This is a genomic window from Xanthomonas sp. NCPPB 2922 (assembly GCF_041520885.1).
In the GTDB taxonomy this organism is placed as follows: domain Bacteria; phylum Pseudomonadota; class Gammaproteobacteria; order Xanthomonadales; family Xanthomonadaceae; genus Xanthomonas; species Xanthomonas campestris.
Genome location: NZ_JBGOFY010000015.1, coordinates 35,521 through 57,725, shown reverse-complemented (window position 1 = coordinate 57,725; position 22,205 = coordinate 35,521). Strand labels below are relative to the sequence as shown.

At 66.5% G+C, this 22,205-nt stretch carries 21 protein-coding genes, 1 other RNA gene and 1 pseudogene; 16 read left to right on the top strand and 7 right to left on the bottom strand.

The window, feature by feature from the left end; all coding sequences use genetic code 11:
• The first annotated feature begins 18 nt into the window (after positions 1-18).
• Positions 19-648, top strand: coding sequence for a DUF3313 domain-containing protein (locus ACD584_RS16015; RefSeq protein ID WP_372357310.1), 630 nt, complete (start codon positions 19-21; stop codon positions 646-648).
• Positions 649-865: 217 nt separating this feature from the next.
• On the opposite strand, the gene ACD584_RS16010 is transcribed toward ACD584_RS16015, so the two are convergent.
• Positions 866-1,645 carry a histidine biosynthesis protein HisIE gene (locus tag ACD584_RS16010; RefSeq protein WP_076035822.1) on the bottom strand — a complete coding sequence of 260 codons (780 nt, stop codon included), beginning with the start codon at positions 1,643-1,645 and terminating at the stop codon, positions 866-868.
• Positions 1,646-1,889: 244 nt separating this feature from the next.
• Between ACD584_RS16010 and ACD584_RS16005 the strand changes: the two genes are divergently transcribed.
• From ACD584_RS16005 to ACD584_RS15965, 9 genes and pseudogenes are all read left to right on the top strand, one after another.
• Positions 1,890-3,326, top strand: a complete 1,437-nt coding sequence (locus ACD584_RS16005) for a Do family serine endopeptidase (RefSeq protein ID WP_076035821.1) — start codon at positions 1,890-1,892, stop codon at positions 3,324-3,326.
• 115 nt (positions 3,327-3,441) lie between these two features.
• The gene (locus ACD584_RS16000; protein ID WP_076035820.1) at positions 3,442-3,804 is read left to right on the top strand and encodes a hypothetical protein; all 363 of its coding nucleotides are present in this window, start codon (positions 3,442-3,444) and stop codon (positions 3,802-3,804) included.
• A 3-nt stretch (positions 3,805-3,807) separates the two neighbouring features.
• Positions 3,808-4,311 (top strand): phage holin family protein, encoded by a 504-nt coding sequence (locus ACD584_RS15995; RefSeq protein WP_042595630.1) that lies wholly within the window; start codon positions 3,808-3,810, stop codon positions 4,309-4,311.
• Positions 4,308-4,685, top strand: a pseudogene (locus ACD584_RS15990) (hypothetical protein); the annotation flags it as partial. The gene ACD584_RS15995 and the pseudogene ACD584_RS15990, both read left to right, overlap by 4 nt.
• Positions 4,686-4,877: 192 nt before the next feature.
• Entirely contained in the window at positions 4,878-5,984 is a 1,107-nt protein-coding gene (locus ACD584_RS15985; RefSeq protein ID WP_011038977.1) for an AI-2E family transporter, read from the top strand.
• A 100-nt stretch (positions 5,985-6,084) separates the two neighbouring features.
• Positions 6,085-6,816, top strand: coding sequence for an HAD family hydrolase (locus ACD584_RS15980; protein WP_042595634.1), 732 nt, complete (start codon positions 6,085-6,087; stop codon positions 6,814-6,816).
• Positions 6,817-6,876: 60 nt separating this feature from the next.
• Entirely contained in the window at positions 6,877-8,247 is a 1,371-nt protein-coding gene (locus ACD584_RS15975) for a M17 family metallopeptidase (RefSeq protein WP_076035818.1), read from the top strand.
• Between the two features lie 243 nt (positions 8,248-8,490).
• On the top strand, positions 8,491-9,582 hold the full coding sequence (locus ACD584_RS15970) for a catalase family peroxidase (protein WP_042595637.1): 1,092 nt from the start codon (positions 8,491-8,493) through the stop codon (positions 9,580-9,582).
• Positions 9,579-10,121 carry a cytochrome b gene (locus tag ACD584_RS15965; RefSeq protein WP_076035817.1) on the top strand — a complete coding sequence of 181 codons (543 nt, stop codon included), beginning with the start codon at positions 9,579-9,581 and terminating at the stop codon, positions 10,119-10,121. Before ACD584_RS15970 ends, ACD584_RS15965 begins: the two co-directional genes overlap by 4 nt.
• A 142-nt stretch (positions 10,122-10,263) precedes the next feature.
• Here the strand turns inward: ACD584_RS15965 and ACD584_RS15960 are convergent, their stop codons facing one another.
• From ACD584_RS15960 to ACD584_RS15950, 3 genes are all read right to left on the bottom strand, one after another.
• Positions 10,264-11,052, bottom strand: a complete 789-nt coding sequence (locus tag ACD584_RS15960) for a ThuA domain-containing protein (RefSeq protein ID WP_076035816.1) — start codon at positions 11,050-11,052, stop codon at positions 10,264-10,266.
• 180 nt (positions 11,053-11,232) lie between these two features.
• On the bottom strand, positions 11,233-11,835 hold the full coding sequence (locus ACD584_RS15955) for a response regulator transcription factor (protein WP_076035815.1): 603 nt from the start codon (positions 11,833-11,835) through the stop codon (positions 11,233-11,235).
• 88 nt (positions 11,836-11,923) lie between these two features.
• Positions 11,924-13,111, bottom strand: a complete 1,188-nt coding sequence (locus tag ACD584_RS15950) for a sensor histidine kinase (protein WP_175611789.1) — start codon at positions 13,109-13,111, stop codon at positions 11,924-11,926.
• Between the two features lie 393 nt (positions 13,112-13,504).
• On the opposite strand from ACD584_RS15950, the gene ACD584_RS15945 reads away from it, so the two are divergent.
• On the top strand, positions 13,505-14,743 hold the full coding sequence (locus ACD584_RS15945; protein WP_070693769.1) for an efflux RND transporter periplasmic adaptor subunit: 1,239 nt from the start codon (positions 13,505-13,507) through the stop codon (positions 14,741-14,743).
• A 30-nt stretch (positions 14,744-14,773) separates the two neighbouring features.
• On the opposite strand, the gene ACD584_RS15940 is transcribed toward ACD584_RS15945, so the two are convergent.
• A non-coding RNA gene (locus ACD584_RS15940) (sX9 sRNA) lies at positions 14,774-14,848 on the bottom strand.
• Between the two features lie 339 nt (positions 14,849-15,187).
• Between ACD584_RS15940 and ACD584_RS15935 the strand changes: the two genes are divergently transcribed.
• The 4 genes from ACD584_RS15935 (at position 15,188) to ACD584_RS15920 (ending at position 19,676) form a co-directional block, all read left to right on the top strand.
• The gene (locus ACD584_RS15935) at positions 15,188-15,877 is read left to right on the top strand and encodes an ABC transporter ATP-binding protein (protein ID WP_011038986.1); all 690 of its coding nucleotides are present in this window, start codon (positions 15,188-15,190) and stop codon (positions 15,875-15,877) included.
• Positions 15,878-15,889: 12 nt separating this feature from the next.
• Positions 15,890-17,050 carry an ABC transporter permease gene (locus ACD584_RS15930; RefSeq protein ID WP_076035814.1) on the top strand — a complete coding sequence of 387 codons (1,161 nt, stop codon included), beginning with the start codon at positions 15,890-15,892 and terminating at the stop codon, positions 17,048-17,050.
• 13 nt (positions 17,051-17,063) lie between these two features.
• On the top strand, positions 17,064-18,383 hold the full coding sequence (locus ACD584_RS15925) for an ABC transporter permease (RefSeq protein ID WP_175611476.1): 1,320 nt from the start codon (positions 17,064-17,066) through the stop codon (positions 18,381-18,383).
• A gap of 174 nt (positions 18,384-18,557) precedes the next feature.
• Positions 18,558-19,676, top strand: coding sequence for a S9 family peptidase (locus tag ACD584_RS15920; RefSeq protein WP_076035813.1), 1,119 nt, complete (start codon positions 18,558-18,560; stop codon positions 19,674-19,676).
• 155 nt (positions 19,677-19,831) lie between these two features.
• On the opposite strand, the gene rarD is transcribed toward ACD584_RS15920, so the two are convergent.
• Positions 19,832-20,740: an EamA family transporter RarD gene (rarD, locus tag ACD584_RS15915; protein ID WP_076035812.1), complete on the bottom strand. Its 909-nt coding sequence runs from the start codon at positions 20,738-20,740 to the stop codon at positions 19,832-19,834.
• Complete coding sequence (gene yedA, locus ACD584_RS15910) at positions 20,737-21,639, bottom strand: drug/metabolite exporter YedA (RefSeq protein ID WP_076035811.1); 903 nt, start codon at positions 21,637-21,639, stop codon at positions 20,737-20,739. The genes rarD and yedA overlap by 4 nt, the downstream gene beginning before the upstream one ends.
• Positions 21,640-21,761: 122 nt before the next feature.
• On the opposite strand from yedA, the gene ACD584_RS15905 reads away from it, so the two are divergent.
• Positions 21,762-22,145, top strand: a complete 384-nt coding sequence (locus ACD584_RS15905; RefSeq protein WP_161960435.1) for a Rap1a/Tai family immunity protein — start codon at positions 21,762-21,764, stop codon at positions 22,143-22,145.
• Positions 22,146-22,205 lie beyond the last annotated feature (60 nt).

Below are 22,205 nucleotides of genomic sequence, written 5' to 3'. Positions count from 1 at the left end.
GTTATTCGCTGGTGCGTAATGGCATCGATCGGCCTGCTGCTATGCAGCTGCGCCAGCACGCGGCCACTGCCGTATAGCCAGTTGCCCTCGTCCAGCTATCTGCGTCCGCATGACGGGAGCCGCGGCGACCGCATGCCCTACGCGTATCAAGGCGATGCGAACTGGAGCCGCTACCGCGCCGCGATCGTGGAGCCGGTCAGCATCTATCGCGGACCGGATGCGCAGTTCGAAGACGTACCCGAGCAGGACAAGCGCATGCTGGCCGAGTACATGCAACAGGAATTCAGCGGCGCCATCACCCAGCGCTGGCAACGCGCCACCACACCCCTGGCCGACACCGTGCGCATCCGCATCACCCTCACTGGTGCCAAGCCCAACAAACGGGTGATCGGCACCATCATGAAAGTGGATATCGGTGGCGGCTCCTACAACGCGGTGCAGGCCGCACGCGGCAAGGAAGGCGCGTTCTCAGGCTCGGTCAGCTACGCGGTGGAAATCTTCGATGCGCAGAGCAATCGCCTGCTGGCCGCCTACGTCGAGAAGCAATATCCAAGCGCCTTGAACATCAAGGCCAGCCTGGGCGCATACGACGCCGCCAAGGCCGGCATCCGCAAAGGCGCCGACCAGTTTGTGCAAGGCCTGCAGTGAGTGATGCCGTGACTGCGCTGCGCAGCGCAAGGCGGCTTACGCCGACGGCGGCCTGCGCAGCTGCAGTGGCGTGCCGCATCCAAACGTAGCGCTTACCTAGGCTCCGCGGCCGATGTGCGCGCAGCGTCTTGCACACCGATCAATTGGTGCGGCCGCTGTCACCGCCGCCACTGACAATGAAACAGGCCGGCGCTACTGCAGCGCCGGCCCGTGGTTTTCAGCGCGTGCCGCGCGGAAGGGCCTTCTTGACGGCGGCCTTGCGCGCAACGCTGTTCTTGGCCACCACGCGCTTGGCCGGCGATGCGCTGGCGGTGGCGGCTTTCTTCAGTGGCGCCTTTTTCACCGCCGCCTGCCGGGTCGCGGTCTGCTTGGCCGCGGGTGCCTTCTTGGCGATCTTCTTGGCGATCGCCTTCTTCACCGCTACCGACTTCACCTGCGCCTTCTTGGCGGCCGAACGCGTGCCGGCCGTGGCAACCGCCGCCTTGCGCGCGGCCTTGCTGGCAGCGGTCTTGGTGCTCAGTGCCGCCGCTTCGGCCTTGGCATTGGCCTTGGCGGTTTCCAGCTTCAACTTGGTGTTGGCCTTGGTGCTGGCGATCTTCTGCTTGGCCGCGGCCTTGGTAGTGGCAATCTTCTTCTTCGCCGTGGCGGTGGTGCCAGCGATCTTGCGCTTGGCCGTGGCCGCGGTGGTTTCGATCTTGTGCTTGGCTGCCGCCGTGCCGGTCTCGATCGACTGCCGGGTCTTGGCCACACTACGCTTCACCGCGCTGGCGGCGGCACCGGCTTTCTTGACCACGCGTTTTTCGACCTTGACCACGGCCTTGCGCGCCTTGCTGACCCGCTGCTTGACCTGCGTTACCGCGCCATCGGCGGCGTCCTGCACGCTGGCGACCGCGTCACTGGTGGTGCTGGCGATGCTCTGCCCCAGTTCGGTGGCCGTACTTTTCACGCTGTCGACGGCGTCGGACAGCGTTGCCGTCACACCATTGCCATTGCTCATAAGCCCTCCTTCGGGGCGTCAGTGTGGAAACCCGGGGCGGTGCGCATAGGCACGCCGCATTGCTGAATGTGGGGCTGTTCGAGCGGACGCTACGCCGGGCTCAAGCGGCTGTCAACGCAATGCCCACAAGGCCTGCGCGTGACTTTCACCAGCGGTTAAATCGCGCGCTGGCATCTTCGTTCAGCTTGATTTACGCAGTCAGACGCCCTATTCCTCTTCCACCGCGTAACCCGGAATCCGTTGCATGCGACCGCTGCCCACCCTGCTGTCCCTCTCGCTGGCCGCCGCGTTCGGCGGTTTCGCTGCCAGCGGCATCAATGCCTGGCTGGACAACCGCGCCGAAGCCGCGCCCACCGCCGGTGCCGCGTTTACGCTGCCCACCGCGGCCACGTTGCCGGCGGCGGTTGCCGGGCAGCCGGTGCCCTCACTGGCACCGATGCTGCAGCAGGCCATGCCGGCGGTGGTGAGCGTCAACACCAAGCAGGTGGTGCGCGTACGCAACCCGTTCTTCAATGATCCAATCCTGCGCCGGCTGTTTCCGGAAATCCCGCAGGACCGCATCAACGAGTCGCTGGGCTCGGGGGTGATCATCGATGCGCAAAAAGGCTATGTACTGACCAACCATCACGTCATCGAAAACGCCGACGACGTGCAGGTGACGCTCGGCGACGGGCGCACGGTCAAGGCCGATTTCATTGGCTCCGATGCCGATACCGACATCGCGCTGATCCGCATCAAGGCCGACAAGCTCACCGACATCAAACTGGCCGACAGCAACGCCTTGCGCGTCGGCGACTTTGTGGTGGCGATCGGCAACCCGTTCGGCTTCACCCAGACGGTCACTTCGGGCATCGTGTCGGCGGTGGGCCGCAGCGGCATCCGTGGGCTGGGCTACCAGAACTTCATCCAGACCGATGCGTCGATCAACCCCGGCAATTCCGGCGGTGCGCTGGTCAATCTGCAGGGCCAGTTGGTCGGCATCAATACCGCCAGCTTCAACCCGCAAGGCAGCATGGCCGGCAACATCGGCCTGGGCCTGGCGATCCCGTCCAACCTGGCGCGCAACGTGGTCGAGCAATTGGTGACCAAGGGCGTGGTGGTGCGCGGCACGCTTGGCCTGGAAACCCAGAACCTGACCCAGCAGATGCTGCAGGGCCTGGGCGTGGATTCGCTGCGCGGTGCGCTGGTGACGCGCGTGCTGCCGGGTTCGGCGGCGGCAGCGGCTGGCGTGCAACCCGGTGATGTGATCGTGGCAGCCAACGATCAACGCGTGGACAGCGCGCAGGCGCTGCACAACTACGAAGGCCTGCAGGCAGTGGGCAGTGCGGTCACGCTGGATATCCGCCGCGACGGCAAGCCGCTCAAGCTCAAGGCCACCTTGAAGGAACAGGACCGCGCAGTCACCGGCGACATGCTCGACCCGCGCCTGGGCGGCGCCACCTTCGTGGACCTGCCCGAATCGCTGCGCCAGTCCGGTGTCACCGGGGTCATGGTGAGCGATGTCAAACGCGGCGGGCGCGCAGCTGCCAACGGGTTGGTGAGCGGCGACGTGATCGTGGCCAGCAGCGTGGGCGAGTTCGCCGACCTGGCCAGCTGGCGGGCCAATTTCCAGCGCAAGCCGCAACAGCTGGTGCTGCGCATCCTGCGCGGAAACGCCCAGTACGACGCGCTCATGCGTTGATCCGGCGTGCACTGGCGAGCGCCTGCCCTAACACCCCCTACACCCTGCCGATGCTATTGCTACCGCACGACCGCACGCTTTCGCGGCTGCCCTCAACGACCGTAGGAGATATCGCATGAGCCCCACCAATACCGAACAGCTGAAGGACAACCTGAGCGAAGCCGGCACCCATCTGAAGTCCGCCGCCAGCGCAGCGGGTGAAGCGGTCAAGGGTGCCACCAGCGCCGCGGGCGATGAGCTCAACCTGGGCCGTGCCAACGTCAAGGCCGAACTGTCCGACACCGCGCTTGCGGGCATGGCCGCTGCAGAGTTCGGTGGTGCCGCTGCCAAGGAACAGATGGACGTGCTGGTCAGCAAGGGTAACGACCTGCTCGACAGCGCCACCGATCTGATCCGCGAGCGTCCGCTGGCCGCCTTTGGTGTGGCATTTGCTGCTGGCTGGATCATCGCCAAGCTGGCCCGTAGCAACGACAACTAAGTCGTGAGCGATCAGGCCTCTACTGCTGGCGGCCCGGACGCGCACGATGCACGTCCGGAAACGCCAGGATTGGACGAAAGCGTACGTCAGGTCGGTGCTGCCGGCCGGGCGACGCTGGGATCGGCCAGAGACACCAGCCGTGCCTTGCGCCGGCTGGTGTCGGCCGACCTGCAACTGGCACGCAGCGCCTTTGGCCGCGGCCTGGCCTGGGCATGTGTGGCGGTGGTGTTTGGCGCCTCGTCCTGGTTGCTGCTGGCCGGTGCCATCATCGCGCTGCTGCAACGTGCAGGGTTGTCGTGGTTCCAGGCGATGTTCTTCACCGCCCTGGCCAGCCTGCTGGTCACCGGTCTCGCCGCATGGCGGGTGTTCTTCTACTTCGATCACACCGGCATGAATGCCACGCGCCGACAGCTGGTGCGCCTGGGCATCTTCGATGACGGCAATGACGATGAGACCAGCCCGGCCTCGCCGGCAGCGCCATCGTCCACAACCGGAGGCCGCCCATGAAATTCGGCGCCATGCGTCATCGCGTTGAACGCGCCGAACTGCTGGTCGAAGGCCGCAGCGACGAAACCCGCCAGCATTGGGCGGAGCTGCGTCAGGCATGGACCAGTGGCTGGTCACCGGTGCGGATTCTGGTCGCCGGTTTCGGGCTGGGCTTTGTCGTCGGTCGCAACGAACCGCAGGCCGCACTGGGCAGCATTGCCAGCAAGTTGGGCGGCATCCCCAAGATCCTGCAGATGATCAGCACCATCTCGGCGCTGTTTACTGCGCACCGCGCGCAGGAAGCTTCCGAGCAGGCCGAACGCGCTGCCGACAACGCCGAAGAAGTTGCCGCCGACAACAGCGCAGGTGCTGCCATGGGCCAGGTACCGGTAGACGAACGCACGCTGGCCACGGCCACCGTGGCGCCAGCCCAGGCGACCTACCCGCGTGGCGCACCGCGTGCGGCCGAGGCCGCTACCGAGCTCTCCGAGCATTGAATCCCCGCGCACAGTTCTGTGCGCGGCGTTGACACGTTCTGCTGATAATGGCCCACCGCCGGCACCTCGCCGGCTGCTGCCAGGGCGCGCATGAACTTCCCCGTTGACTCACTGGATGCCGCCGAACCGGCAGACTCGCTTCCGCCACCACCGGCGCCACGCCCGCGTGCACCCGCCTCGTTGGTGGTGTTGGCCACGCTGGCAGTGGGCTACACGCTCTGGGCCGCGCAAACGATCATCCTGCCGGTGATGCTGGCGGCGTTTTTTGCGCTGATCGGCAACCCCATCCTGCGCGGTCTGCGCAAGCTGTACATCCCGCGCTTTCTCGGCGCCTTGATGATCCTGTGCCTGGGCCTGGCCGGCACCGTGGCACTGGCTGCGCAATTGGCGGGCCCGGCGGCCGAGTGGGTGCAGCAGGCACCGCGGCAAATGCGCCAGATCGCCCGCGATGTGCGCGACTTCACCAAGCCGGTGCAGCAGGCCAATCAGGCCGCGGAAAACTTTGCCCGCGCCGCCGGCGGCGAAGGCGCACGCGGCATCCAGATCGTGCGCACGCAGCTGGATGACCCGTACAAATCACTGACCCGCACACCCAAGCTCGCCGCCTCGGTGCTGGCGGTGGTGCTGCTGACGTTCTTCTTCATGGTGTATGGCGAGAGCCTGCAACGGCATGCGATCGCCTTGCTGCCCAATCGCCAGCAGCAACGCTTCACCACCGAAATCATGCTGGACATCGAGCGCGAGGTCTCGCGTTACGTGCTCACCATCAGCGTGATCAATATGCTGGTGGGCCTGGTATTTGCCGGCATTTTGTACGTGCTCAAGATTCCGCTGCCCGAAGCCCTGCTGTGGGGCACCGTGGTGGCGCTGCTGAACTTCGCGCCATACGTGGGGCCGCTGATCGGCGTGATGCTGATGTTGCTGATGGGCTTTGTGGAATTCCGCACCACGTTGTCTTCGCTGCTGCCGGCCATCCTGTATCTGGCGCTGCATACCATCGAAGGCCAGGTGGTCACCCCGATCGTGCTGGGCCGGCGCATGGCGATCTCGCCACTGATGCTGATCCTGGCGTTGATGCTGTTTGGCTGGCTCTGGGGCATGGTCGGCCTGCTGCTGGCGGTGCCACTGCTGGTGTGCATCAAGATGGTGCTCAGCCGGGTGGAAGGCATGCAGCGCTGGGCGCGGTTGTTGGAGTAGCCGGGAATCGGGAGTTGGGAATCGGGAATCGCAAGAGCAGCGGCTGCGCTCTACCCATTCTCGATTCCCGACTCCCCATTCCCGGCATTACAATCTCGCGATGAGTTTCCAAATCAGCGCCATCACCATCGACCTCGACGACACGTTGTGGCCCTTCGCTCCGATCGGTGCGCGCATCGATCAGGTGTTGTACGACTGGATGTGCGAGCACAGCCCGGTCACCGCAGCGCGGTTCCCGGTGGAGGCGATGCGTGAGTTGCGTGAGCGCAGCTTTGCCGACAACCCGCACCTGCATCACGACCTGAGCGCGCTGCGCAGGCTCACGCTGGAGATGGCCTTGCGCGACAGCGGCGGCGATCTGGCGCTGCTGGAACCGGCCTATGAAGTGTTCTATGCCGCGCGCAATCAGGTGGAATGCTATCCGGATGCGCTCGATGCATTGGCGCGCATCGCCGCGCACGTGCCGGTGGCTGCGCTCAGCAACGGAAATGCCGATCTGGAACGCATCGGCCTGATGCACCATTTCGCCTTCCAGCTTGGCTCGCGCGAACACGGCAGCGCAAAACCCGACCCGAGCATCTTCCTGGCCGCGTGCGCGCGCCTGCAGGTGCCGCCCGCGCAGGTGCTGCATGTGGGCGACCATGTGCGCATGGATGTGCTGGGCGCGCTCGATGCCGGCCTGCGCGCGTGCTGGATCAACCGCGAGCAGGCGCAGTGGTCGCACCCCACCCAGCAGCCGGACCTGGAGTTCGACAGCCTGACCGGCCTGGCCGATTGGCTGGACGTGCACCACACACCGGCGGCGCACGCTGGCGTGTGCGTGCCCGGCTAAACCCGGCGCCTTCTTTCCGCAGCTTTTGCGCGGCATGCCGCGCCGCATTCGAGGATTCCCATGTCGCACCTCACCGGTTTCACCGACCCCAGCGCGGCAGCGTTGCCGCTGCATGTCCTCGACCGCGAAGGGTTTGCCAGCTGGTGTGCCGACCAGCCCACCCAGGTGCTTGCATGGGCGCAGGCGCAACGCTTCGACGCCGCACCAGGTAGCGTGCTGCTGCTGCCCGGTGAGCAGGGCCTGGCCGGTGCGGTGCTGGGCATTGGTGACCGCGCTGACGCGTATGCGTATGCGTATGCACCGATGGCGCTGCCGCCGGCCAGCCGGTGGGTGCTGGCCACGCCGTTGAACGAAGCCGAACAGGCGCTGCTGCAACTGGGCTGGGGCCTGGGGGCCTACCGTTTTGCACGCTACCGCAAGGTGCCGCGTGCGCCGGCCGAACTGGCCGCCGCGCCGTCTGCGCATACCCGCGCGCTGATCGAGGCCTGCCTGCAGGTGCGCGACTGGGTCAACACACCCACCGAAGACATGGGCCCGCAGCATCTGGAAGACGCCGCACGCGCGTTGGCGCAGACGCACGGCGCACAGGTCGAGGCGATTGTCGGCGAGCAGTTGCTGACGCAGAACTTCCCCACCATCCATGCGGTGGGCCGTGCCTCGCACCGGGCGCCGCGGTTGATCGTGCTGCGCTGGGGCAAGCCGGAACACCCGCACCTGATGCTGGTCGGCAAGGGCGTGTGCTTCGACACCGGTGGGCTGGACCTGAAACCGGCCGACGGCATGCGCAACATGAAAAAAGACATGGGCGGCGCCGCGCATGCACTGGCGCTGGCCGGGCTGGTGATGGCGCAGCAGCTGCCGGTGCAGCTGACGTTGCTGATTCCGGCGGTGGAAAACGCCGTGGGCCCGGATGCATTCCGTCCTGGCGAAGTGATCATCACCCGCGCCGGCGTGAGCGTGGAAGTGGACAACACCGATGCCGAAGGCCGCCTGGTGCTGTGCGATGCGCTCAGCTACGCCAGCGAGCAACGCCCGGACCTGATCCTGGATTTCGCCACGCTCACCGGCGCGGCGCGCATCGCGCTGGGCCCGGACCTGCCGGCGCTGTTCGCCAACGACGAGGCGGTAGCGCAGGCCTGGTTGGGCGCTGGCGAACGCACCCGCGACCCGGTCTGGCGCATGCCCTTGTGGCGCCCGTACCTGCGCTATCTCAACAGCCATGTCGCCGACATGGCCAACGCCGGCTCGCGCATGGCCGGCGCGGTGACCGCGGCGCTGTATCTGGAACGCTTTATCGCCCCAGGCCTGGCGTGGGCGCATCTGGACGTCTACGCCTGGAACGACAGCGACCGCCCCGGCCGCCCCGCCGGCGGCGAAGCACTGGCGTTGCGCTCGGCCTTTGCGATGCTGCAGCAGCGTTACGGCGGCTGAGGCACACGGCCGGCGCAGCGCGCGCCCGGCATCGTCGGATACCGCGCTGAGACGTGCGGGACGCAGTGCGGGCGCATGCGTTGCAGGCGCCGGTCACACTGGCACTTGCCCGCGCGTTGCCAACATCACACGCTACACGCAGCGCCCTGCGGATGATGCGGCGCAGGCGTCCTCTGCCGCGGCCATTTGCGCGGCCAACCCGGGCGACCCCCACATCACCTCTCGCATCACCCGGAGCCAGCCATGTCGTTGCCACCTCCCTCGCCACACCGCGCACGCAGCCCTGTGGTGCCCTTGCTGGGTATCGCAGCGATTGCCGGCGGCATCGCCATCGCGTTCGCCTGGACCGCCGGCTGGATTGGCGGCGACCGGCTCACTGCCGCGCGCATGACCGACACCATCGAATCCAGCGGGCCGCCGCATCCGGGCTTCCGGCGCGCGCATACCAAGGGCGTGTGCGTGAGCGGGCAGTTCCAGTCCAGCGGCAAGGCCACCTGGCTGTCGTCGGCACGCATCTTCAGCCAGCCCAGCACGCCGGTGCTGGGGCGCATGTCGATTGGCGGCGGCGACCCGCATGGCGCCGACGGTGCGGCGCGCGTGCGCAGCATGGCGCTGCAACTGCGCAGCGATGACGGGCAGGAATGGCGCACCGCCATGAACAGCTTTCCGTTTTTCGTGGTGGCCACACCGGCCGGGTTTCAGGCGCTCAACGTCGCCTCCAAGCCCGACCCGGCCACTGGCAAACCCGATCCGGCCAAGCTGGCAGCGTTCGGCAAACAGTACCCGGAGGCGGCCAAATTCCAGCAGTGGGCCAAGACCGCACCGTGGTCGGACAGCTGGGCGAATACCCAATACAACGGCGTCAACGCTTTCCGCGCGGTGGCCGCCGATGGCCGCGAGCGCTACATCCGCTGGTCGATGCGCCCGCACACGCCGTTCAAGGGCTTGAGTGCGGAACAACGCGCGCAGGCCGATGGCGATTTTCTGGCCACCGATCTGGATGCGCGCCTGGCGCAGGGGCCGTTGCGCTGGGACATGGTGCTGACCGTCGCCGAGCCCGGCGACCCGGTGGATGATCCCTCCCAGCCATGGCCGGCGAGCCGCCGCCAGATCGTGGCCGGCACGTTGTCGCTCGACCATGCGCAGCCGCAGGCCAGCGGCCCATGCCGCGATCTCAACTACGACCCGCTGATCCTGCCCAAGGGCATTGCCGCCTCCAACGACCCGATCCTGGCGGCGCGCTCGTCGGTGTATTCGCAATCGTTCAATCGCCGCGAGCGCGAGATCGCCAACGGCAAAGGCAGCGCCGCCACCGGCCAGGGAGCCCACCCATGAGCAGCCGTACCCACTTCAATCTGCCCGCACGCGTGCTGCATTGGCTGATGGCCGCGATGATCCTGACCATGCTGTTCGTCGGCGTGGGCATGGTGGCCTCGGTGACGCAGCGGCCGTGGTTGATCGACCTGCATCGCCCGCTGGGCATCGCCATTTTGATTCTCGCCGTGCTGCGGTTGATCAACCGCCTGCGCAATCGCCCGCCGCCGCTGCCCTCCGATCTGCCGGCCTGGCAGAAGGCGGCAGCCATCGCCTCGCATTGGCTGCTGTACGCCTTGATGCTGGGCATGCCGCTGATCGGCTGGGCGATGCTGTCTGCCGGTGCGTATCCGATCGTGCTGTGGCCGGGCGCGCAATTGCCGCCAATCGCGCCGCATGACCCGGCGCTCTACGCCTGGCTGCGCAGTGCGCATGGCTGGCTGGCGTATCTGTTGTTCGCCACCGTGCTGGGGCATCTGAGCGCGGCGCTGTTCCATGCCTGGGTGCGCCGCGATGGCGTGTTTTCCAGCATGGCGCGCGGGGAGCGCTCGGTGCGTTGATGGATGGGGGCTCCCTTATCCCCTCGGGAGAAGGTGCTCCGCAGGGGCGGATGCGGGTATGGGCGAAGCATCGGGTTCGCCGCCGTCTGGAGTGGCTTTGCCACGTACCCTCTCCCCAACCCCTCTCCCGACGGGAGGGGGGCTAGCGCTGGCGTTTTGTCTTGGCCTCTGGCGCAGATGCGTCGATGCCCTTGCCGGTCGCGGCCCAGTAAATCCCGCCGTACAAATGCTCCAGATAGCGTGGGTCGTTGTAGGCCTCGGCCAGATGGCCCAATGCCGTGGCGAAGACGCGGCCGCCTTCGAAGTGGTGGTACCACGCCACCGGGTGCTGCCTGCCCATGCCCTTGGCGACCTGGCCGGGCCAGATCAAGGTGGGGTCGTAGCTGGATTCATCCACCGTCATCAGCGTCACTAACTCATCGCTGTAAGGCGGGTCGTATTCGTACCACTCATCGGTCCACACCCAGCGCGCAGGCAAGCCGGCCGTGGCGGGGAAATTGGCGTCCACCACATCCACCATGGCGGTCTGCATGTAGGGATGGGTGCGGAACGACCGCCCGATCAAATGGTCGTACCACTCCCAGTCGCCACGCTTGATCGCAAACGCCTTGTGCACGGCAACCACACCGCCGCCGTTGCGCACGTACTTCTGAAAGTTGGCGCGCTGGGCGGGATCCAGGTCGGTGGCCGGTGTGTTGAGCAAGACGATCGCCGCGTACTGCGACAGATCGCCATCGAAGGCCTTGGCATTCCAGGCCCACACCAGTTCGACGTAATGCTTGCGCGCCATCGCTTCGAACTGCGGCTTGGCGACGGGAATGTAGTCGTGGTGATATTGGTTAGGAATGGCCGCCACCAAAATCTTGAATTGCTCGGCAGATGCGTTGGATGCACACGCCAATAGCAGACCCAACAGCCACAGATGTTTCATGCAATGCGCTCGCGTTAATCACCCATCAACGAGTGTACCTGCGCACGCGTGGCATGCCTTTCCCTGCGTTTTGGAATAGGTGTCCATGCGTGTTCTGCACCACAGACGTCACCGCGTTACATCGCGCGTGCAACGGCCAAACATCGCGCATGCATGCACGCGTATCAGCGCATCACTCGCTCACAACCAGCCTTTTTGCCGCGCCAGGCGATACGCTTCGATGCGATTGGCCACGCCCAGTTTGCCGATGCATTCGGACAGGTAATTGCGCACGGTGCCGTGCGACAACTGCAGCTGTTGTGCGATCTCGCTGGCCGAGCGGCCTTCGCCGGCCAGCCGCAATACGGTGCGCTCGCGCTCGCTCAAGGGGTCGGCTTCCACCCAGGCGTCCATTGCCAGTTGCGGGTCGATCACGCGCCCGCCGCGCTGCACCGTGCGCAAGGCGCTCACCAGTTGTTCGGCCGGCGCATCCTTGAGCAGGTAGCCGGCCACGCCGGCATCCAGGGCGCGGCGCAAGAATCCGGGGCGCGCAAAGGTGGTCACGATGATCACGCGTACCGGCAACGCCTGCCGCTGGATGCGCTGCGCCAGCTCCAGGCCGGTGAGCGCCGGCATCTCGATGTCGGTGACCAGCACGTCCGGCTGCAGGCGCTGCAGCTCGCGCCAGGCGCTTTCGCCATCGGCGACGCTGCCGACCACCGTGATGTCGTCTTCCAGGCCGAGCAAGGCCACCAGCGCACCGCGCAGCAAGGCTTGGTCTTCGGCCAACAGGACACGGATCATCGGTCGCGCTCGCATGCATGCAACGGCTGCGCACGATAGCAGCCGCACGCCTGGCGTGTATGCGACACGCGCACCGACCGATGCGCCGTCAGTGCGACTGTGGCATCAGCGGCACCGGCAGCGGCGGAGTGGCCGGCGCCAGCGTGGGGCGCGGCAGCGGCACGCTGGCACGCAAGCGCATGCCACGCGGCAGCGCTTCCACATCCAGTGCACCGCCCAGGCCTTGCAGGCGCGTGCGCATGCCGTCCAGGCCGTTGCCGGGCACGATCACGCCACCGCGCCCGTCGTCGGTGATTTCCAGCACCGCCTGCGCGTCCTGTGCCTGCAGGCGGACCCGCACGCGTTTGGCCTGCGCATGGCGCTGCACATTGGTCGCCGCCTCGCGCACCACCAGCGCGAGCGCGGTCTCGTGTTCGGGTGGCAAGGCCAGCGTTTCCAGGTGCTGCTCCAGCACGATGCCGTCCAGGTCCAGCAACACCCGCGCCGAGGCCAGTTCGGCCACCAGCCCGGCCGCACGGATGCCGGTGACCGCGCGCCGCACCTGCGCCAGCGCATCACGCGAGATCTGCGCCACCGCATCGATCTCGCAGCGCGCCGCCTGCGGATCACGCTCGATCAGGCGCGCGGCCAGATCCGACTTGAGTGCCACCAGCGACAAGGTGTGCCCGAGCAGATCGTGCAGATCGCGGCCAATGCGCTCGCGCTCGGCAGTGGCGGCCAGCCGCCGCACTTCATCCTGCGACAGCCGCAGCAGCATGTCCTTGCGCTCGTTGACGCTGTACACCGCGCCGACCGCCGCCATGCCCAGCACCGAGACCGGCAACCACACCAGCGATTGCCAGCCCAGCCCCAGCCAGCGCGCCCAGCCCAGGTAGAGCAGGTTCATCAGCACCAGCATGCCGAAGTGCCGCCACAACGCGTGCCGGGTGGAGGCGCGCAGGCTCAGGCAGGCAAACACGAAATAGCTGATGCCGGAGGAATACACCGGCAGCAAGGCCGCGCTGAGCACGCCCATGGCCAAGGCGTAGCGATACAACTGGCCGCGCGGGGCAAGCAGCATGCGCGCATACAGCAGCAGGAACACCGGATACGAGAGCAGCGTGCACAGCAGCCAGGTGGCATCGTAGCCACGCGAAGAAAACACCGGCACTACAAAGATCCAGGACGACCACAGCAGGTGCACGCAATCCATCCAGGGCGACTGCCCTTGCGCAAGGCGTGCGCTGACCTGCGAATTGGCGGCGGGGCGTAACCAGGCAGGAAGCGGAAAGCGCATCTGGATGAGTCCGGTGAGGAAGCTGGAGTCTGCCACCGCGGTGCGCACAGTGGACTGGAACAGTTGAGCACGCATCCGGTCTGTAAGGCACGGCCCGCTTGTCGCGCGCGCCAGTGCGTGCACCTACGATGCGACGGGCGCAGCGCTGCCACAGCATGCCTGGCGAACGCGACAGCCTGGCATGCACCCAGCATCGCGTACTGCCACCGCCGCGCCCAGTTGCCGCTGTCATGTGCGGCGGGTGACAGCTGTCACTGGCGGTCGCGATGGGGCGGTTGCATGCTGCGCGGCACCCACCCCGTTGGTCGCCTTCGTATTGCTTGTGACTTCCGGCAGCTTGCGGCACGGCGCCCGGCCGGTCACATTTCGCGCAGCACCCCGTCACGGTCAACGATGAACACTTCCGCCGATCTGCTCAAGCAACTCCGTATCGACCGCCAGACCCCGCCACCGGCCCCGTCCCGGCGCGGGCTGTGGATCGGCCTGGCCATCGTGCTCGTCGTCATCATTGCCGCCGCGTTGTGGTGGTTCAATCGGCGCCAGGTCATCGAAGTGCAGACCGCACCGGTGGTGGCGATCAGCGCAGGCAGCAGCAGCGCCTCGGTGCTGGATGCTTCCGGTTATGTGGTGGCACGACGCATGGCCACGGTGTCGGCGCAGGTCACCGGCAAGGTGCGCGAGGTGATGATCGAAGAAGGCATGCGCGTGGAAGAAGGCCAGGTGATGGCCACGCTCGACCCGCTGGACGCCGATGCGCAACGCACCTTGTCCGCCTCGCAACTGTCGGCCGCACGCAGCCAGGTGGACAACATGCAGGCGCAGCTGGCGGTGGCCAATGCCGATGCCTCGCGTCTGCAATCGCTGGTAGGGGCGCAACTGGTCTCGCGCTCGCAGTACGAACAGGCCACTGCGCAGCGCGATGCCCTGCGTGCGCAGCTGCAGAATGCGCAGCGCAACGTGCAGGTGGCCTCCAATCAACTGGCGATCTCGGCGATCCGCTCGGACTTCAACGTGGTGCGCGCGCCGTTTGCCGGTGTGGTCACTGCCAAGGCCGCGCAGCCGGGCGAAATCGTCTCGCCGCTGTCGGCCGGCGGCGGCTTCACCCGCACCGGTATCGGCACCATCGTCGACATGGAATCGCTGGAAATCGAGGTGGAAGTGGGCGAGTCCTACATCGGCCGGGTGCAGCCGAAGATGCCGGTCGACGCGGTGCTCAATGCCTACCCGGAGTGGAAGATTCCCGGCGAGGTGATCGCCATCATCCCCACCGCCGATCGCGGCAAGGCCACGGTGAAGGTACGCGTGGCATTGCAGGTCAAGGACCCGCGCATCGTGCCGGAAATGGGCGTGCGGGTGAGCTTTTTGGAACCGGCCAAACCGCAGGAAGCGGCCACGCCGCAAGGCGTGCGCGTGCCCGCCGCCGCGCTGGTGGAGCGCGATGGCGCCACGGTTGCCTTCGTGGTCGATGCGGAAAACCGCGTGCAGGCGCACACCGTTACCACCGGCATCACCCTGGGCGAGGACAGGCAGGTCAGCAAGGGGCTTGCCGCCGGCGACAGCGTGGTGTTGCGGCCGCCGGCGCAGTTGAAAGATGGCGACACGGTGGCCGAGGCGGCCGCCGAGAGCGAATGACGCACGCGATGGCGCCTTTGCACTAAGAGCGGCTAACAAAACGTAGCGAGCAGCCGTCAGGTGGGTGCGGACGGCGCGGAGGAACCGGAATGTACGTGGGTACATGCCGATTCCGAGCACCGGCCGCGCCCGCCTGGCGGCTACGCAGTCGTTTTGATAGCTGCTCTAAGCAGACGCAACCTGGTTGCAGCGTAGCGCTGCGGCGTTTGTCGAAATCAGCAGCTGCCGAACGTCGTGTGTTGTGTGTCTTGCTGTGTCGTGCCCGCTGTTGAATTGCTGGATTGCGCTGTGCGCCGTGTTTGCCGTTGTGGCGCTGCATCGCGGCCGCCGTGTGTAGCACCCGTTGGCCGCAGCGCGTAGCCGCGGTGTTGCACCGTCGTCCTGCCATGCGTTGCCGCTTTGCCTTGCCGCTCCATTCCCGCCATTGCCCCGTCAGGAACCGTCATGACCGCCCTTGTCACCCTGCGCAACATCACCAAGACCTACCAACGCGGCCCGGAAAAAGTGCAGGTGCTGCACGGCATCGACATGGAAATTGCCCGCGGCGATTTCGTCGCCATGATGGGGCCCTCCGGCTCCGGCAAGACCACCCTGCTCAACCTGATCGGTGGGCTGGACACGCCCAGCGGCGGCGAGATCGAGATCGAAGGCGAGCGCATCGACCGCATGAGTGGCGGCCAGCTCGCCACCTGGCGCAGCCACCACGTCGGCTTCGTGTTCCAGTTCTACAACCTGATGCCGATGCTCACCGCGCAGAAGAACGTGGAGCTGCCCTTGCTGCTCACCTCGCTCAATGCCGCCCAGCGCAAGCGCAATGCGGAAATTGCCCTGACCCTGGTCGGCCTTCAGGAACGCCGCAACCACAAGCCCAGCGAATTGTCCGGCGGCCAACAGCAGCGCGTGGCGATTGCACGCGCAATCGTGTCCGACCCCACCTTCCTGATCTGCGACGAACCCACCGGCGATCTGGACCGCCACAACGCCGAAGAAATCCTGCGCCTGCTGCAGGAGCTCAACCGCGAACACGGCAAGACCATCGTGATGGTCACCCACGACCCGAAGGCCGCCGAATACGCCACCCATACCATCCACCTGGACAAGGGTGAGCTGGCCGACGCGCCACTCGCGCTGTAAAGGAGCGTTGCCATGAAGTATCTCTCGCTGGTGTGGGCGCAACTGTTCCGCAGCAAGACGCGCACGTTGCTGACACTGCTGTCGGTGGTGGCGGCGTTCCTGTTGTTCGGCATGCTCGATTCGGTGCGCGTGGCGTTTAGCTCCGGAGGCAATGTCAGCGGCGTGGACCGGCTGGTGGTCGCCTCGCGGCTGTCGATCACCCAATCGCTGCCGATCCGCCTGGAAAACCAGATTCGCAGCGTGCCGGGCGTGCGCGATGTGACTTCGGCGATGTGGTTCGGCGGCATCTACCAGGACCCGAAGAATTTCTTCCCGAACTTTTCGGTGGCGCCGAACTTCTTCGATGTCTACAGCGAATACCAGCTACCCAAGGACCAGCTCAAGGCCTTCCAGACCACGCGCACCGGCGCGGTGGTCGGCGAGTCGCTGGCCAAGCAATTCGGCTGGAAGATCGGCGACACCATTCCGCTGCAGGCCACCATCTTTCCGCGCAGCGGTAGCAACGATTGGCCGCTGCAACTGGTCGGTATCTTCCGCATGAAGGACCGCACCGTGGCAGCCAACCAGGAACGCCAGTTGATGATGAACTGGAAATATTTCGATGAATCCAACGACTACATCAAGAACCAGGTGAGCTGGTACACGGTGACCTTGCGCAGTGCCGACCAGGCCTCGCGCGTGGCGTTGGCGATCGATGCGTTGTCGGCCAACTCCGATCATGAAACCAAGTCGCAGACCGAATCGGCGTTCCAGCAGGCGTTCCTCAAGCAGTTCGCCGACATCGGTTTGATCGTCACCTCGATCATGGCCGCAGTGTTCTTCACCTTGCTGCTGCTGACCGGCAACACCATGGCGCAGGCGGTGCGCGAGCGCATTCCGGAACTGGCCACGCTCAAGACACTGGGATTCCAGGACCGCACCGTGCTGACGTTGGTGATGGTCGAATCGGTGTTGCTGATCGGCCTGGGCGGGTTGATCGGCATGGGGTTGTCGGCGTTGGTGATTCCGATGGTGGCCGCGCGTAGCGGTGGCCTGATGCCGACACAGACGGTGCCGCTGCAGACCTGGTTGGTCGGCCTGGGCCTGATGGCCGGGATCGGCATCGTGGTGGGTGTGCTGCCGGCGTTACGCGCGCAGCGCTTGAAGATCGTCGATGCCCTCGCCGGCCGCTGACAGGAGCACGCAGATGCAAAGCAAATGGAAGAACCGTCTGGTCAATCTGCTGTCGGTGGTGTTGCTGGCAATCGGCCTGGCTGCGTGGATCGCCTTGCCATGGACGTTGTTGCTGCCAAGCGCCGCGCTGTTGGCGGTGTGGTTGGTGGTCACACGCAGCGGCCGGCTGTCGCTGGCGGCGGCACGCATCGGCATTGCGACGTTGCCGCAACGCTGGGGCTCCAGCTCGGTGATCGTGGTCGGCATCGCCGGCGTGGTCGGGGTGCTGGTGGCGATGCTGGCGATGGGCCAGGGATTTCAGGCCACGCTCAACAACACCGGCGACGACAGCACCGCCATTGTGCTGCGCGGCGGCTCGCAAGCGGAAACCAACTCGGTGATCACCCGCGATCTGGTGCCGTTGATCAGCAACCTGCCCGGCATTGCGACCGATGCCAACGGGCGCCCGCTGCTGTCGCCGGAACTGGCGCAGGTGGTCAACATCGCCTCCAAATCCGATGGCACCGACGTCAACGCGCAATTGCGCGGGGTGGGTGAACAGGCCTGGGCGGTGCACACCAAGGTCAAGCTGGTGCAGGGCCGCCACTTCACGCCCGGCCTGCGCGAGATCGTGGTCGGCAAGGGCGCGTTGAATCAGTTCCGCGGGCTGGAACTGGGCAAGACGCTCACCCTGGGCAGCCAACAGTGGACGGTGGTGGGCGTATTCGCGTCCGGCGATGCGCACGACTCGGAGATGTGGACCGACGCGCAGACCCTGGCCACCACCTACAACCGCAGCGCGTATCAGTCGATCACCGCGCGCACCGCCGGCAAACCGGGATTTGCGCAGTTCAAGGCCGCCATGGCGGCCGATCCACGGCTCAAGCTGGATGTGGACACCACCCGCGCGTACTACGGCAAGCAGGGCGGCGGCTTGAACAAGTTGATCAGCATTCTGGGCACGGTGATCGGCGCGATCATGGCAGTGGGCGCGGTGTTTGGTGCACTCAACACCATGTATGCCGCCGTGGCCACGCGGGCGCGCGAGATCGCCACCATGCGCGCGATCGGCTTCCGCGGGGTGCCGGTGATCATGGCGCTGATGCTGGAAACCATGCTGCTCGCCCTGCTCGGCGGCCTGCTGGGCGGGCTGATCGCCTGGGCAGTGTTCAACGGCTACACCGTCTCCACGCTGGGCAACAACTTCAGCCAGGTGGTGTTCCAGTTCAAGGTGTCGCCGGAGCTGCTGTGGAGCGGGCTGAAGTGGGCGCTGGGCATTGGGCTGGTGGGCGGGCTGTTCCCGGCATTGCGCGCGGCGCGCTTGCCGATCACCACGGCATTGCGCGAGGTGTGAACGGGCGGTGGCCCGCCGGGATTGGGGATTGGGGATGCATGACAGCCAGGGCAAACCATCTGGCTGCGGCTGAACGCTGGGCGGGCTGTCATCGTTTTGTCACCGCACTGCGGTAGATGCGCGCGCCAGACAGTCCGTAGTCTGCTCGGCCGCTTCGCCCTTCGATGCATTGCCATGACGCGCCTGCTCCTGCTGGCCTGCGCCTGCCTTTGGCTGGCCGGCTGTTCCTCGTCCTCCACCTCGCTGAGCGAGCGCCTGGTCGCGCCCGGTGGCACCTCGCTGTTGCTGGACGAAGAGCGCATTGCCGCCACCATCGCCAGCGTGCCCAGCCGCAGCGGGCACGTGGTCACCCGCGATCAGGTGCCGATCTTCTGGCGCGCAATCGACCCGGGCCAGTACGCCATGCGCTACCGCTACCGCGGCCAGCGGCATGACCCGGCGCATGCGCTGGACGTGGATTTCAGCTTCACCGTGCCCACCGCGGCCGCGCCGGCCACACCGCGCGGCACCGTGGTGCTGCTGCACGGCTGGATGATGGATGGCGATTCGCTGCTGCCGTGGTCGTTGGAGTTGGCGCAGGCCGGCTACCGCGTGGTCACCATCGACCTGCGCAACCACGGCCATTCCGGCGGTGGCCCGTCCGGCTACGGCACGCGCGAGTCCGACGACGTCATCGACGTGATCAATGCACTGCAGCCGCGCGGCGAGATCCAGGGCCCGCTGTATCTGTTCGGGATTTCCTACGGCGCGGCCACCGCACTGTTCACCGCCGACAAACTGGGCGACCGCGTGGCCGGCGTGGTGGCCATGGAATCCTTCGCCAATGCCGGGCGCGGCATTCGCGACATGGTGCCGCACCTGCTCGCCAGCCAGCCCAACGGCTGGCGTGGGCAGGCGGTGGCAGCGTATGCGCGCTGGCGCTATGGCGGCCAGGACATCGATGCGGTGATTGCCGCGGCAGACACGCAATTGCAGCTGGATCTGGACCATGTCGACGTCACTCAGGCATTGGCCGCCACGCGCAGCTGCGTGCTGCTGTTGCATGGCGATGCCGATCAGCACATTCCGGTGGCGCATGGCCGTGCCCTCGCCCTGGCCAGCCCGCGTGCGCACTACCTCGAGCTGCACGACGAAGACCATCTGAGCCTGCCGTTGCGCCTGGATCTGCTGGCGCAGCCGATCGATGCCTGGCTGGCGCAAACGCAACAGGACCGCGGCACTTGCCCGGCCCCGCAGGCACTGCCGGCCTCCACGCTTGCTGTCGCGGCAGCGGCAACGCCGCCGCGTAGCTGATCGCAGGGCAGGCCGTCGCTTCAGATCACTGCGCGGCGGCACGCAAGCGCGCGTAGCGAAACCAGATTGCACATCGAGTCCCGCGTGCGCAGGTACATCAAGCACGCGACCACGTCCGCGCGGACTCTCACACCTGCATGCCACACGCTCCGCGCTCAGCGCGATGCCGCAGGCCTGCGCGCACGCCACACGCTGTCACCGACGAACAACAACAAGCCCAGCCAGATCGCGGCAAATCCAATCGCACGGCCCTGGTCGAACGGCTCATGGAAGAACCACACGCCCAGCAGCAGCTGCAGGCTCGGCGCGATGTATTGCAGGATGCCCACCAGCGACAGCGGAATGCGCCGCACACCATAAGCGAACCCGATCAACGGCAAGGCCGTGACTACGCCGCCGAAGATCAGCATCGCGTCGGTGCCCAGGCTCCAGCTGCCGATAAAACCGCCGCCGTGGCCGTACTCGCCCCAGCCCACCAGCAACAGTGCCGGCACGAACAGATACACGCTTTCCACGCCCAGGCCGGCCACCGGATCCACCGCCACCAGTTTGCGCAGCAAGCCATACAACCCGAACGAACTCGCCAGCCCCAACGCGATCCACGGCGGCGCGCCCGCATCCAGCGTCAGCCACAGCACGCCCAGCGCCGCGCATGCCACCGCCACCCATTGCAGGCGCCGCAGGCGCTCCTTCAACACCACCACGCCCAGCAGCACGCTCAGCAGCGGGTTGATGAAGTAGCCCAGGCTGCTTTCGATCACATGCCCGGCGTTGATCGCCCAGATATACAGGCCCCAGTTGAAGGCAATCACCACGCTGCTGCCGGCAAGCATCGCCAGCGCGCGCGGCTGCGCGGCGATTGTGCGCCACCAGCGCAAGCCGGAGGTGGCCACCAGCCACGCCACCACCAGCAGCGCACTCCAGACGATGCGATGGCCAATGATCTGCAGCGACGGCACCGCCTTGAGCACATGCCAATACAGAGGAATCACGCCCCACAACACGAAGGTGGACGCGGTGATCAACAAACCGCGGCGCGCTTCGACCGGTGACACCGCGCTCATCGGCGCGCCTTGGCAAGCGTCACCACCAGCACGCCGCACAGGATCACCGCCATCGCGCCGATGTCGTGCGCACTGAAACGTTCGTGGCCAAGCCAGGCGCCCAGGCTCACCGCAATCACCGGGTTGACGTACGCATAGCTGCCGGCCAGCGCCGGGCGCACGTGATGCAACAACCACACGTATGCGGTGAACGCCACGATCGAGCCGAACACGCACAGGTAGGCCACCGCCAGCAGGCCCTGCGTGGTGGGCCAGGCGTGCGGGCGTTCGCCCAGCAACAGGCCGGTGCTCACCAGCAACACGCCGCCGCACAGCATCTGCCCGGCGGCGGTCATGAACGGAGTCGGCAGATCACGCCCGCGCGACCACACCGAGCCGAACGCCCAGCCGATCGGCGCGATCAGCAACAACACCAGCCCACCCGGCGTGGCGGTCAGGCTGCTGCCGGCATTGAGCCAGACCACGCCAAGAAATCCGATCACGATGCCCAGCCATTCGCCGCGGCTGGCGTGCTGGCCGCGCAACGCGCCGAACAAGGCCATCCACAACGGCACCGATGCCACCGCGGTCGCCGCCAGGCCCGACGACACACTGCGCTCGGCCAGCACCACCATGCCGTTGCCCAACAGCAACAGTGCCGCGCCCATGAAGGCCACATGCGTCCATTGCGCAGGCGTCGGTGCGGCCACGCCACGCCAGCGCAGCACCGCATACAACAGCGTGCCGGCAACGATGAAGCGCGCGCCGGACACCATCGTCAGCGGTTGCGCGCCGCCGGCCAGGGCGAAGCGGATCACCAGGTACGTCGAGCCCCACACCACGTAGACCAGCAGCAGCGCGAGAACGACCAGCCCGTTGCGCGCAGGCGCAGGCGCGGCAGCGTTGTGAGAGGCAGACATCGGACAGGCCAAGTGCAGCGGAAGCTTCAATTCTAGAGCACCTGCACACGCCCACGTGCCGCATGCGCTCGCCTGCCGCGCACGTTATGGTGCCTACCGACTCTCATCACGATGGAATGCTTATGCAGCGTCGCATCACCTTGCTGGCCCTGGCCGCCCTGAGCCTGCTCTCCACCACTGCAGCGGCGCGCACGCCCGAGCCGTGGGAACTCACCGGGCAAACCCTGATCGATGCCGGACTGGACGGTTCGCTGGCACCGGAAATCGACGCACCCGGGCAGCCCGAACTCAAGGTCATGGTCTCGGCCAGCCGCGCGGGCGCGTACGTGCTCGGCGTCGCCAGCACCGGCTATCGCACCAAGTGGTGCATGCCCGCAGGCAAGGCCGGCCCGCCAGACTTGCAGGCGATCATTGCCGATCTTGCGGCGCTGCCGTTGAAGCGTCTGGAAGAGCCCGCTCCCGGCTTGATCCTGCAGGCGCTGGCCAAACGCTATCCGTGCCGCTGAGGGTCAGGATTGCTTGCGGACTGCCGCAATCCTTCGGCGGCGTGCGCGGTACAGCTGAAG